The sequence below is a fragment of the Acinetobacter silvestris genome (assembly GCF_002135235.1).
Classification (GTDB): Bacteria; Pseudomonadota; Gammaproteobacteria; order Pseudomonadales; family Moraxellaceae; genus Acinetobacter; species Acinetobacter silvestris.
On the sequence record NZ_NEGB01000009.1, the window covers coordinates 1 to 13,630 of the forward strand.

11 protein-coding genes and 2 pseudogenes are annotated in these 13,630 nt (G+C 37.2%); 2 read left to right on the plus strand and 11 right to left on the minus strand.

The window, feature by feature from the left end; translation table 11 throughout:
• The 4 genes and pseudogenes from B9T28_RS13030 to B9T28_RS13040 form a co-directional block, all read right to left on the minus strand.
• On the minus strand, positions 1–648 hold a 648-nt coding region (locus B9T28_RS13030), incomplete at its 3' end, for a BapA/Bap/LapF family prefix-like domain-containing protein (protein WP_171263524.1).
• A 75-nt stretch (positions 649–723) separates the two neighbouring features.
• Complete coding sequence (locus tag B9T28_RS15080; protein WP_252053646.1) at positions 724–969, minus strand: OmpA family protein; 246 nt, start codon at positions 967–969, stop codon at positions 724–726.
• A complete protein-coding gene (locus B9T28_RS13035; protein ID WP_252053648.1) occupies positions 969–1,595 on the minus strand; it encodes a hypothetical protein in 627 nt (208 codons plus the stop codon). The genes B9T28_RS15080 and B9T28_RS13035 overlap by 1 nt, the downstream gene beginning before the upstream one ends.
• Before the next feature lie 630 nt (positions 1,596–2,225).
• Positions 2,226–2,454: pseudogene (locus B9T28_RS13040) on the minus strand (AlpA family phage regulatory protein).
• 952 nt (positions 2,455–3,406) lie between these two features.
• On the opposite strand from B9T28_RS13040, the gene yddG reads away from it, so the two are divergent.
• Positions 3,407–4,309 carry an aromatic amino acid DMT transporter YddG gene (gene yddG, locus B9T28_RS13045; protein WP_086204423.1) on the plus strand — a complete coding sequence of 301 codons (903 nt, stop codon included), beginning with the start codon at positions 3,407–3,409 and terminating at the stop codon, positions 4,307–4,309.
• Between the two features lie 123 nt (positions 4,310–4,432).
• Here yddG and B9T28_RS13050 read toward each other — a convergent pair whose 3' ends face one another.
• From B9T28_RS13050 to B9T28_RS13075, 7 genes and pseudogenes are all read right to left on the minus strand, one after another.
• A complete protein-coding gene (locus B9T28_RS13050; protein ID WP_086204424.1) occupies positions 4,433–5,605 on the minus strand; it encodes a hypothetical protein in 1,173 nt (390 codons plus the stop codon).
• A 208-nt stretch (positions 5,606–5,813) separates the two neighbouring features.
• Positions 5,814–6,167, minus strand: coding sequence for an ethanolamine utilization protein EutQ (locus tag B9T28_RS13055; protein WP_068886385.1), 354 nt, complete (start codon positions 6,165–6,167; stop codon positions 5,814–5,816).
• 13 nt (positions 6,168–6,180) lie between these two features.
• A complete protein-coding gene (locus B9T28_RS13060) occupies positions 6,181–7,497 on the minus strand; it encodes an NAD(P)/FAD-dependent oxidoreductase (RefSeq protein ID WP_086204425.1) in 1,317 nt (438 codons plus the stop codon).
• Positions 7,498–7,508: 11 nt separating this feature from the next.
• A complete protein-coding gene (locus tag B9T28_RS13065; RefSeq protein WP_252053656.1) occupies positions 7,509–8,708 on the minus strand; it encodes an FAD-dependent oxidoreductase in 1,200 nt (399 codons plus the stop codon).
• Positions 8,697–8,858, minus strand: a pseudogene (locus B9T28_RS15085) (rubredoxin); the annotation flags it as partial. The pseudogene B9T28_RS15085 and the gene B9T28_RS13065, both read right to left, overlap by 12 nt.
• A gap of 25 nt (positions 8,859–8,883) precedes the next feature.
• Entirely contained in the window at positions 8,884–10,314 is a 1,431-nt protein-coding gene (locus B9T28_RS13070; RefSeq protein WP_086204427.1) for an aldehyde dehydrogenase family protein, read from the minus strand.
• Position 10,315: 1 nt separating this feature from the next.
• Positions 10,316–11,506 (minus strand): aromatic ring-hydroxylating oxygenase subunit alpha, encoded by a 1,191-nt coding sequence (locus B9T28_RS13075; RefSeq protein WP_086204428.1) that lies wholly within the window; start codon positions 11,504–11,506, stop codon positions 10,316–10,318.
• A gap of 337 nt (positions 11,507–11,843) precedes the next feature.
• Between B9T28_RS13075 and B9T28_RS13080 the strand changes: the two genes are divergently transcribed.
• Positions 11,844–13,553, plus strand: coding sequence for a BCCT family transporter (locus tag B9T28_RS13080; protein WP_086204429.1), 1,710 nt, complete (start codon positions 11,844–11,846; stop codon positions 13,551–13,553).
• Positions 13,554–13,630: the final 77 nt, after the last annotated feature.

Consider the following 13,630-nt stretch of genomic DNA (forward strand, 5'->3'; position numbering starts at 1 on the left):
AGGTTTATCAAATTCAATGCTAATACCGTTGCTATTAATGTCATCTTTATTCGATGCATCAACCACAACTTCTTTTGTTGAACCATCTGGACGAGTAATGGTGATCACATCGCCTTCTTGGACTGGATCGACTGGCTTAACTGTCGCAGTAACTTTGCCATTGACCAAATCTGCAGAATCAATGCTGCCATCATTACCATTATGAATTATAACTTCTGGTGCTTTCGGGACAGTAAAGTCCGGTTTTATCGTTTCGTTATTATCACGTGCTACCGTTTCTTTATCATCGCCTGTTACAGCAATTACACCACCAATTACACCAGCTCCAACCAACCATGGCACAAGAGCACCAAGCTTACCAGCTGCGTCTGGTAATAACACTTCTAACCCAGAAATACCTTTATAATTGGAAATGCCATCAAACCAATATAAGACACAACCATTCTCTTCAAATACTAAATCAGAAGCCACACCATCATGTATTACAAAAAAGTTTTCAATTACAATTACTTCACCATTTTTTAGCTTCAGCAATAAATTGTTGCCATCACGTACAAATTCGGCAACGTCATCACGGTTCATTTTAGTATGAACAATAGAAGCTTCTACTAAAGCAATGTGTGTAGTGTCAACTGTTGATTTACTCAAAGAGTCTTTTTCAATTACAATAAAATTAGTCATATTTCACTCAAAATGCATTTTAATTATATTTCAAATATTTAATTACTTAGAAACACCAATAATTTCCACAGTAACGCGACGATCTGGCTGTAAACATACTTTTAATGCTTCACGAGACTTAGTCATAAAACAGCCATCTGTAATTGACTGATCCTTACCCGCACTGGCTATAGCTATAAAATTTTTAGCTACACCATTCTGAATCAGAAGATCACGTACCGTCTCAGCACGTTTTAAACCAAGTAACTTGTTATAGCTGTCCTTACCTAATCGATCCGTATGTCCCACTAATTTGATTTGGCGTACAGAAACGAAATTTGTTGAAATTGTTGTACAACATTAAGAATTTCCTGACGACCTTTCGGAAGTAAGTCATTAAGTGCTGAGCCATTGACATTAAACAATGTATCTGCTGCCAAATTAATCTGCATCGTTGTTTCTTTCTTCACTAAATTTGGCACAGTACTATTTAACTTTTCATCTTTCACAGAACAAATTAAAGGACTACCGCCATTGCTAATAAAGGGCTTACCTTGCGTATCTACAGACAATATAAAATTGCGATCGACTAATTGATCAACGCTAAGGTCTACATCACAACTTTGACATGAATTTGTAGTACAGTTTTTAACTTTAAAGTTATAAGTTTCGGACTTTAGATTGTACTGTGCAGAGTTATTTACATAAAAATTGCCCGCTTGAATACTGTCTATATAAAAATCAATTGGACAGTTTTGTTTTGAAATTGAATCATCTGCACATAACTTCTGATCTCTTACTACACGAATAACCTGATTTTTTTCGGCACTTTTTTCTTGAAAAAGTAAATTTGCAGGTTTTTTATAATTTGGAGTAGTCGTACAAGCAGTAAGAAAAATAATAATAGCAATACTAATATTTATGGTTTTTAGCATAAAAATACCCTACAAAAATACTCGGAATAATTAACAACCAATTATCTACGAATGTATATTTTTTACAATACTTTCCAATAAAATTACAAAATTAAATTAAAATTAAATCATTATTATTTAATAAATATTTAAATAAATATTAGCTGTACCACACAAAATTAAGGGATTTATTTATCCAAAAACCATCCAATTAATTTTTATATAGACACACTCGCTCAACAAAATAAGTTTAATTCATATAAAAAAGGAAAGCCTTTTTACTTTAAACCTACACAATCCTATGAGCTGATAAATGTAATGCGAGACGTTCTAAAGAGTCGAAATATTGAACCAATAATCAAAGTCATCCGGCATACTAAAAAACTGTGGAATTAGTTTTATATCTACAGGATGATGCACTTTGCCTTGTGCCATGAGGTGAGTCTTGACGTATAGTAATCATTTCGTTATCACAGTTTTTATGTGACTTTTACCATTCCATGCCTGATATTGAAAAACTACTTTAAAATCGGTTACTTTAGATAACTACTTTTATTAAATTTTTGCTCTAGGCAAGGCAATAGATAGACAATATTTAACAGACTTATGTATTATTTTGAACAAAAAATAAAGGAGCTAGAGCCCCCAATATCAACGAGTCGCTAACTTAGCCTCAATCCATTGATTAACTTCCCAAGCAGACCACCCCACACGCCCTACTGTCAGATGTACTTGTTTTGGAAAAGTAGGATCATAGTGCTTGTGACGTTCATCCATAATGTTATATATCGTTGCACGACTCAAACATGTAAATTGAATAACTTCTTTATAAGTTAATAATTTGATTCATCTGAAAAGTTTGGCCTGTGATCGCATTCATGATGTTTACTCCTGATCATCGATGCGAGCGGTATTCGCTCAAATAATCGAGCACTCTGTAAAATTTAACTTTCATGAACTCCCACTTTTAATTCACCGTCCTCACACTCCTCGGCCAAGGGATGAGATCAATAAATTTCTGCGAAAAAGGTTGAGTAAGGCAACAGCTATACTCCATTTAGTCACCTTGTTAGAGAAAGAATGTATATAAAGTTGGAAGGTGTAATACTCAAAATCAGATCAATAACCAGTTACTAAAAGAATAAATTAAATTGCACTTTTATTTTTTACGGTACACAATGTGGTATGAAACACAAAAATTTATTATTTTATTTTTCAATTAGATAAAAAACTAATTCGAGTCCCGCAGAGCGCACCATTTTATAGTTTATTTGCAACCATTTAGAAAAATTAAATCAATGATTTATACCCCCCCCTTCTATTCACATCTAAAATAACCTATTAGAAGTCATACTGTTTTGAAGACTTTTACCGCATACTAAAAATTGTTATCCCCTTAATAGATACAAAGATTAAAACAACAAAAGCCCCCTCTGGAAAAGTTCAAAAGCTCTCTGATAGTAATGGCTATTTCTAAAACTTGTGATAAAAATTAGAGATTTGATTATTCATATCCTTACACCAAGCAATGCAATTCATTAAGTTTTGGATCTTTAAATTTAACGGAACTATCTCCATTTATTGCCTGCTACTGTATTTTTATCCATATTATTTTGAATGAACACTTAACTTTAATACAATCGATTGGTTCTATATTAAGTATAGTTGGTGTAATGATAATCGCGTTCTCAAAACCTAAACTCAACTCTTAATACAAAACATGTATCCATAATAAAAACTCATTGATATATGAAAAATCATCATGCGAATAAAACTTCTCAATAACCTAGTAAAAAATTATTATTAACATTTATTTAAATCAGACAACTCCAATGAATCGCCAGATTGCAACCAGCATCGGTATTTTAGCTCTATTGCTGTGGTCTACCTTAGTCGGTTTATTACGACTCTCGACGGAAAAATTTGGCCCACTATATACAGTTACTTATGTCTATACTTTCAGTGCCATTATTTTATATTTATCTTACGGTCTACCTGATTTTAAAAAAGTTTCTAAAAAATTCTTATTTATTTCTAGCATACTGTTTGTTATTTTTGAGTTATGTTTCGCATTTTCAATTACTTTAGCTCAATCATCAGAAAAATCTATAGAAATGAATATTATTTTCAGTCTATGGCCAACATTAATTATTTTAATACTCGCTTTTTTAAAAGAAGAAAAAGTAAATTTTTTAACTATTGTTGGTGTGTTAATTAGTTTTTCTGGCATTATCATGATCAATTACCACCCAAACATGAATTTTATTGATAATTTTTATAAAAATCCAACCAGTTATTTACTCATTTTATTAGCATCCTTACTCTGGGCGGTATACTGTATTTATACTAAAAAACAGAGCAATGGTACGAATGCTATTTCGTTGTATTTTATTTTAACAGCTGCGGCTTTATGGGTTTTAACATTATCTACCCAAGGTTTTTCTTTCCCTCACGTTAACTCTATCACGAGTTATTTCTTAATTATTCTAAATGCTTTCTTTTTTGCAATGGGATATTTAGCTTGGAATGTGGGTATTATTAAGGGCAATATGCCAATATTAGTCATGCTCTCCTATTTTTCCCCAATGCTTTCATCAGCATTTTCAGTCATTGTTTTACATTCAAGTTTATCTACAAACTTCTGGTATGGTGCAATCATTGTCACGATTGGATCACTAATATGTTGGCTTTCTATTCGTAAAAATCAAGTTCAGCAATCTAAATTAGCAACTTGATTAATCGAAATAACTAAAAATCACTTTCACCTTATATTAATAATATTCCTATTCAAAACTTCAGGAAGCGAAATCGCTTCCTGAAAATAATATAACCGCTTAACCCTGTAAAAGGGTCTATTTCTAAAAATTATAGATCAACATAATATTCAAAAGCTTGTTCCACTTTCCATCGTCACCCGCAGCCAAGGAGCTACCTGTTCCACCGACAAATGGATCATTCTTAGTCATTAAATACTCTGTATATAAAGAAACATTTTTATAACCCCATGCGACACCCACAATATTTCGTTGTGAGTCATCAAAACCCTGCTCTTTTTTATTAAACCCACTCAGCACCATATATGGAGTGATATTGAAAGAATCTCGAACATTCTTAAAGACATAACTGGTATCTAGAGTATAAAAGTAACCTTTATTCGCAATATCATATTCAGTATCAAAAGAACCAAAAGTTGAACTGTTCGGGCTCAAAGCATCTTTATTGCTAATCGACTGTTTCCCACCTGTAAGAACTATATTCAAATTCTTATAGTTAATTCGGTTAAACAGTGCCCAAGCATTTCGTGTACCATCCGCCGAAGCCTTCTTATTTTCAATATCTGAATGCCAATAACTTCCACCTAATGAGACTTTCAAATCATCTGTCGTTAAAAACTTAAGTTCTTGATCAACACGAGCCATCCACATATTTTTTTCATTTAAATCTGTTTTAAGTGGATCAGAGGATGTCACCATATTGCCTGTATAACGTGCAGCATCTTTACTTTCACCATGGTAATTTCCACCATCTGTAGCAAAATAAGCTAAATCTACTTTGGTTGCTGAAGGCATTTCAACGTGATAATTCACGCCTAAATTCAAAGCATCCTGTAATCCCATGGTATTGTTGATGCCTGCATAGAAACTACTATCCCAATATCGCCCTGGCCCAAATGGAATCGGTTGTAAACCTACACTGATATTATCAGTAGAATTTAGGCGATATCCCATATAACCCGAAACCAAAGTTGAAAAGTCACAAAAGGTATCATACTGATAACAACGATATTCGGCTTGACCAAACCAATCAGGAGATTCATAACCTAAACGTAAAATTGCTGCATCAAATTTCACTTTCTGATCGGATGCTGGTTCACCATAATGCTTATCTTGATAGTTTGCTCGGACTGCCCCAGATACTGTCAATGCACCTAATTCGCTTTGTGGATCACCAAAGGTCACACCAGCAAAACTAGGCAATGTCATGACAATGCTCACTAGGCCGAATCCAACTTTTAAATACGTCTTTTTCATTTACATATCCTTGTTTAAATGAAGATTTATAGAAAGCTATTCCTGCTTTCTCATACTTTTTCAGGCAACACTTCTCCCTTCAGGAGAAATTCCCAAATTTGATTTTTTTGAAATTGATCGTTATAGGCCTTGGCTTGGCCTATAACGTAAAAAGATTATATAAAGATAAATTGATACGCTTTAATTGGCTCTAATAATTGCCTAGCATTTAGGCTAAGCCGTGTAATTCTTTCCAATTTCCAGGATGTACCACATAACCAAATAAGGCATGCCCACCATAGATTAATTCTGTTCCTTCTGGTATCCACAACATTTGCCCTGGGCGTACCTCATATTTATGACCATTAGCTGTGAGTTCAAAACATCCCTCAATCACAAAGACCACTTCATCATAAAGAACTTTCCAAGTGACTTCTGCTCCTTCCCAGCGTGCAAACCCAATCCCCATATTGGGTGAAACATCTTCGCCTAATGCTCTTGCTACATAGGCAGTACCATCTGGAGTTTCGCCACGTAAATTAAAATTAAGCTTGGCACTATCTACTAACTTGACTTCTTTCATGTCTTTATCCTGTTTATAATTCACTACGACTTCGCCATTTTTCAAATGCAATACGGGTTTTTACCCCAATGCCTAAAAATGGCTCTGGTGGGTTTAAGCTCGGCATACCAGTGACATACTGAATATCTTTTAAGGCTGCGGAATCTGTACCTACAATTAAATCAGCCAGTAATGTTCCTGAAATTGTTCCCCATGCAGCACCAACCCCATTGTCACAAGCGCTGGCATAAACACCATCTTCCAACTGACCAAAGAAATTGGTGAAATTACGAGAAATAGCATAAACGCCACCCCACGTGTGGGTGAATGGAACATCTGCTAAATCAGGATAACGAGCTAAATATGCTTTGCGATGGTCTTCTTGAACCCAGCATCGAGTTTCATCACTCACATTTGCACCATATTTCGGCACATGTTTATAGGTATTACGAATTAAGATACGGCGATCTGCCGTCATGCGTAAGGTCGTGCCTGCATGATCTGCTGGGGTAAGTCCCCAATCTAACTCACCATGATAACGTGACATTTCAGCATCAGTTAAAGGTCGAGTCCAACTTGCAAAAGTCATTACTGGTAATAGACGGTTTTTTAAATAACCGAATTCTTTGGTAAAAATACTGGTCGCCAATAACACGGTTGGTGTCGTTATAGTGCCGTTATCACCTTGAAGTATCCATTGACCATTCTCCTTTTTCAAACTTCGAACAGGAGATTGTTCCAATAATTCTACGTTTTCAGGTAAATGATCTCCCATACCTCGGACTAAAGCGGCTGGTTGCATTAAATAAGAACTGGGCGTAAAAATCGCTCGACTATAATAATCTGTCCCCAAAACCTTTTTCAGCTCTGCTTTTTCCACCCAGCGAAACGGCTCTCCAAGATCTTTCATCAAGTGTTCAAAGTGATTAAGATGTGCTTCTCCTCGCTCACCAATCGCCCCTTGATATTTACCAGCCGCAGACCATTGGCATTCGATGTTATATTTTTCGACCAAACCCTGTAATTGAGCAATGGCTGCTCGGTTCAAACTTAACAATTTTTGCTTATGCGCTGGATCTGGATGACTTAATGCAAATTTATGTGGCAAATCAATCACAAATCCCGAGTTACGACCAGATGCGCCTTCTGCAATACGTTGAGCATCAATTAAAATAATGCGTGCATTTGGCTTTAACTCAGCAAGCCTACGTGCTGCTGCTAATCCCGCAAAACCTGCACCAATAATTGCATAGTCAGCTTTTTGTGTCCCAAGCAACTTCTGGGCAGGTGATGCTGGCGGTAAAGCTGAGTACCAACCACAAGTACTATCATCATTTGGTAAAGCAATCATCTTGTTCTTCCTTAAACTATCGATGGTTGATGGGTATTCAGTTTCTCAAGCCACTGACTACGATGTTGTTGTAATTGACGTCCCAATAAGGCAAAACCTATTAATTTTCCTGTGTCATCATAAAAACCTGCACTCCATTCTCCCTCATGTTGTTCAACATGCCATTTTCCATCCCCCATTGCAGGAAGGAGTGAAAGCGGTAAAATTGGCGTTTTCACAATGACAGGACTGTTTTGTAATTGAGTCATTTGAGTTTTGCCTAATAAATTGTCCGCTAAGGCTGGAATTGCCTGATTAATCGGACTAATGTAAGGCAGCCATTGACCTTCTACTTCAGCACAATCACCTAAAGCAAAAATAGAGTTATCACTGGTGCAGTGATCAAGACCTGTACAAATACCATGTGCTGTATTTAAACCTGCCATTTGTGCCAATGTAATATTTGGGCGTAATCCAACAGCACTCAAAATCAAGTCTGTCTCTAATAACTGCCCATCTTGTAACTGAACTTGATAACGCTCATTAATACTCTGGATTGACTGAATACTATTTTGTAATTTCCATTCAACTCCAATTTGATTCAGTGCATTTTGTAATGCATGACCTAATTCTTCTGGAATCAAACGTCCCATTGCTGATCGACCTAAGCCGACTACGGTCACTTGAATACCATGCGCAGCGAGATCATTGGCAAATTCACATCCGATTAATCCATCACCTAGAATAGTAACGTGTTGTTTGGTCTCTAACTTTTCTCGGAAAAGACGATAATCAGCTAAATCATTCACACTATAGACATGAGACGTATCGCCCTGAATTGGAATAACAATCGGACTTGCACCAGTAGCTAAAACCAAGCGGCCATATGGATATTCACCAATAGAGGTGTGAATTTTTTTCTTCACACGATCAATTTGCTTAACAAATGTATGCGCATAAACTCGAATATTTAAGCGTTGTTCCCAACTTAAGGCGGTCTCTCGTACCAAACTTTCCCCGTCTTTACCTAATGCCAAAGCATTCGACAAAGAAGGTTTGCTATAAATTGCACCATCATCTGCTGTAAATAGGGTAATGGACACATCTTTTGATTGATTACGTAATGCTGTAGCCAATTGATACCCAGCATGACCACTTCCAATAATCACAATAGGTTCAATCACATTTACAATGCTTGATTCTTCAAGAGCAATATCTGTAATATCCAGCATTTCAAAATCAGCTTTACCAACCTGACATTCAGGGCACATCCAATCTTCAGGAATGTCTTCCCATTTGGTACCTGGAGCAATTCCGTCGTCAGGCCAGCCTTTCGCTTCATCGTAAATCCAGCCACAGACAATACATAACCACTTTCTCATCGTGTCTACTTCCCTTTTCTACTATTTACACGTGATGTTGCAAACGAATTCCAATATTGCGTGTTTGAACATAACTAAAGATGGCTTCCTGCCCTTTTTCACGACCAAACCCTGATAAACCGACACCACCAAAAGGAGTTTCGATACCACCAGCAAACCATTCATTAATAAATACTTGCCCAGCAATCAAACGATTGGCTACACGTAATGTCTGATTCAGACTTTCGCCAAAGACGCCAGCAACCAAACCAAAGTCTGTGCCATTGGCAATATCCACAGCTTCGTCTTCAGTTTCAAATGGCATCATCACGAGTACAGGGCCAAAAACTTCTTGTTGTGCAATCGACATTTCAGGAGATGCTTCAATAATTGTCGGTAACACAAAATAGCCAGATAAATCTGCTGCGTGCCCACCCGTCAGAATATTGGCGCCTTCTTGTCGTGCTTTTGCAATCATTGCTAAGATTTGCTGTTGCTGATCATGAGATATAACGGGAGTAAGTTCAGCATTATTTTCACCAATTCCCACAGTTAGGCTTTCAGCCAAACCCACCACCGCATTTTTGACTTCGTCATAGCGACTACGATGCACAAGTAAACGTGACATTGCAGAACACACTTGCCCAGAGTTATAGAAAATTCCGACTTTGACGCTACGCAATAATTGTTCAAGGTCGACATCGGCAAAAGCAATTGCTGCTGATTTTCCACCTAACTCCATGACTGATGGAGTCGCACGTTCAGCAGCATCTTTTAAAATACGCTGCCCAGTGGCTACAGAACCCGTGAATACAATTTGGTTGGTATATTGGTGTTTAACCAAACAACTTCCCACTTCTGAACCTTTACCGCAGAGTAAATTGATCGCACCTTGTGGCAATCCAGCTTTTTCAAGTGCTTTAAATAATAAAATCATACCCAGTGGGGATATTTCAGGTGATTTCACCACGACTGCATTACCTGCGGCCAAAGCTGGGGCTAAAGAGCGTGCACAAATGGACACAGGGAAATTCCAAGGCACAATTTGCACGGATACACCCATTGGAATATAAGAAGTAAAATCAAGGTAATCTTTGCCTAAAGGCACAGAAATTCCTTCAATTTTATCTGCCATTCCTGCGTAATATTCGAAGTAACGTGCGGCTTCATCAAATTCTTCACGTGCTGTTGCCAAATTTTTACCATTTTCACGGCACAGAATTAATGCACCCTCAGTAGCCATTTCACGAATTGCATCCGCTGCTTTTAGTAGCCATGTTGTACGCTGTGCAGGGCGAACATCGGTTAATACACCACTTTTTGCACAACGATGAGCTGCGGTCATAGCAACATCAGCATCTTCAATACTGGCTTGAGCCACCGTAGCAAATACTTGCGCCGTTGCTGGATTGATGACTTCCAACTGGCGAGAAGAATCTCGCCATTGACCATCAATAAAATTGAGGTAGTGTTGCATATTATGCCTCCAACGCTGCTTTGGCTTGAGTTGCTAACCATTGTTGGAAGAAATGAGTCGGTAAATCCATTTCAGGTGAGAAAACACCACCACCAAAACCAGGAGAATGTCGACCTTTTTGCATATTTTCTACTGCAAAAATATCCTCAGCAAAAACAACTTTCCATGATTCTAAAGTTGCTTCACGGCAAGCATCGTATTCAGGCTTTAATGACTCATCCCCAACATAATACAAACGTAATTTTTCAAGTGTTTTCTCAGGAGCAATCGGATCAATCATCATGGCAAATGCATGATCGGCCTGAATACCTAACAATACATTTGGGAACACCGCCACATATTCAGCATGACGCAATTGTTCTTCTGGCCAATGTGGAAATTTTGGTAAATGTGTACCCGCAGTTGCAGATAAGTTATATTTATAACTCCCCTGACCAGCAAAGCGGTCTTCAAACATGATGTTGTAATGGTCTTCAAGTTTTGAATACGTATTTAATGCAGGATGTACCCACGGCAAATGATAGGCTTCACAATAGTTTTCAACTGTTAGCTTCCAATTACTCTTTACAGGCAACTCAAAAGTTGAACCTATTTTACTGGTGCGAATTAAATCTAATCCATCTTCACCTAAGAAAGGTTTCCAACGTTCAACTAGTGGTGCAATATGCTCTTCAAAGCTTGGTGCATCACCAGAGATATTAATAAACACCATATCCATCCAAATCGCTGAACGAAGTGCTTTTAAGCCATGTTTTTCACACTTAAAACGATCATCCTTATGTTGGTTAATACCACCAACGTGCGGAGTTCCCTTTAAGTTACCATTGAGGTCATAACTCCAAGAGTGATATGGACAACGAATCACACCTTCAATGGTGCCTTCTTCATGAACCAGTTGCATACCACGATGGCTACATACATTATGAAAAACTTGAACCTGACCTTCACGGTTACGCATCATGACTAATGGCATACCCATAAAGTTGCTTGGTTTGACATAGCTTTTTTTCGGCAAATCAGAAGCAAAGCCAACACATACCCAAGTTTTACTCAAAATATGGTCACGTTCAAAATTAAAATATTCATCACTGGTATAGGCGATATTTGGCATACCATTGGATTCAGTAATCGGATTTAAAACATTGTCGACTTGTTGAACTGTAATCAGTTTTTGGTTGACTTGGCTATTCATCTAATAATCTCCATTTATTTTGAATCACGCAGTACTCCCTGCGTTGCTATTCACATTGCTTATTGCACGATGTGCTGCTTTATGGAGATTGTGGAAAACATCTTGATGATAAACAAACGACTTTTTTGCTCGGTATACATGAGTTTTAATCATGCATTTTTTTTGTATAACACTTTTATTAAATTTGGTGTCTTGCAAAAATATACGTATTACAAAAACTCACTCAGAGATGAGAATAAATAGGTTGAGCATCCCGCTCAGATATCTTTACTCTTTTACGATCTACACAAACAGTTAATAGGTAGTTAGCTGCTTGCCACGCATCCAAGGAGGAATTATGCGTACAACAGGGATCTCTGAATCCAACACAGTCGTATCTGTGGTTTCAAAAGTTTTAGTCATTATATTTATTTTATTTTGTGCAATTTACGCAGATAAAGCCGTTGAAATTTTTTCTTATTTATCCGGTATCTTACTGCACAATATGAAATGGTTTATCTTATTGGCTGCTACAGGTATCTGCTTCTTTCTTATCTATCTCATGTTCAGCCGTTATGGGTTAATCAAATTAGGTAAAGACACAGACAAACCCGAGTACAGTTACTTTGCATGGATGTCAATGTTATTCTCATGTGCAATGGGCGTCGGTCTGGTTTTCTGGGGTGTTGCAGAGCCCATGAATCATTATGCAAGCAATCCTTTTACCAAAGGTTTAACGGATGAAGCTGCCAGTATGGCGATGCAAATTACCTTTTTTCATTGGGGTTTACATGCTTGGTCTGTTTACTGTATTACCGCTTTAGCCATTGGTTATTTCTCATATCGTAAAGGGCTCCCTTTTTCTTTGCGCTCTATTTTGCATCCTTTTATTGGGAATCGTATTTATGGCCCGATTGGAAATTTAGTTGATATTATTGTCATTGTAGTCACCACCTTTGGTATTTCTCAAACCCTTGCGCTGGGTGTGTTACAAATTAATGCAGGCCTCAACAAAGTATTTGGTTTAGGCATCAATGTCACCTCCCAATTTATTATTCTATTACTGTTATCTAGTCTCGCAACAATCTCTGTAGTGCGAGGTATTGGTACAGGAATGCGCCGTATCTCTGAATTAAATATTATTTTATCCATTATTCTTATTGCTATTTTAATGTGTGTTGGCCCTGCACGTTATATCACCCATTCTTATATGGAAGGCCTGAGTAACTATTCTTCAAACTTTATCAGCATGAGCTTATGGAGTGATGCACAAAAAGATTCTGAATGGCAAAATTGGTGGACAGCCTTCTATTGGTTATGGTGGTCAACATGGGCACCTTTTGTAGGCATGTTTATTGCTAAAATTTCCAAAGGCCGCACGATTCGTCAACTTATCGCGGGTGTTTTAATTATTCCAACGTTGGTCACATTCCTTTGGATGAGCGTCTTTGGTGGTTCTGCGCTTAAAGTTGAGCAAAATGCTCGCCACGCATTTGAGAAACAACAGACTGCACAAATAGAAAAAGCTCAGTCAACTGCTACTCCAAATCTACAAAGCAAAGCCATAGACACAACACAAGTCTCATCTGAATTTACAGGTGGCCCAATTGTTAAAGCAACCCAAAAGGACAACACGCTAGCAATCTTTGCCTTGTATGATGCAATTGATGATGGTTTATTTGGAATGATCCTAAGTATTACCACATGCTTATTATTGATTACTTATTTAGTTACCTCACAAGATGGCGGTACGCACGTATTATGTTTCCTTGATACTCGTTCAGAAAAAGAGACGCCTATTCGTACGCGACTCATCTGGTGTTTCTTTGTAACCTCCATTAGTTTAGGGCTACTCTATGTAGGTGGATTAAAGGCGATTCAAACAGCGGTTATTTTGTTTGGTTTTCCAATCCTAATTCTGTTAACTATTATGTGTGCAGCTCTACTTAAAGTCTTACATAAAGAAACTTCAATTGGTGTTTTAACCTTAGCAGAAGAAGAAGTAAAAGAAGATTTAGATCCTATAAATTTAGTTAAAATACCACTAGAAGCAAAGTCTGAAACCTAGTCGTTGTTTGATTTAATCGTAATAAAAAAGGAGCAATTTATAATTGCTCCTTTTTTATTCATCATGAATGGAAAATG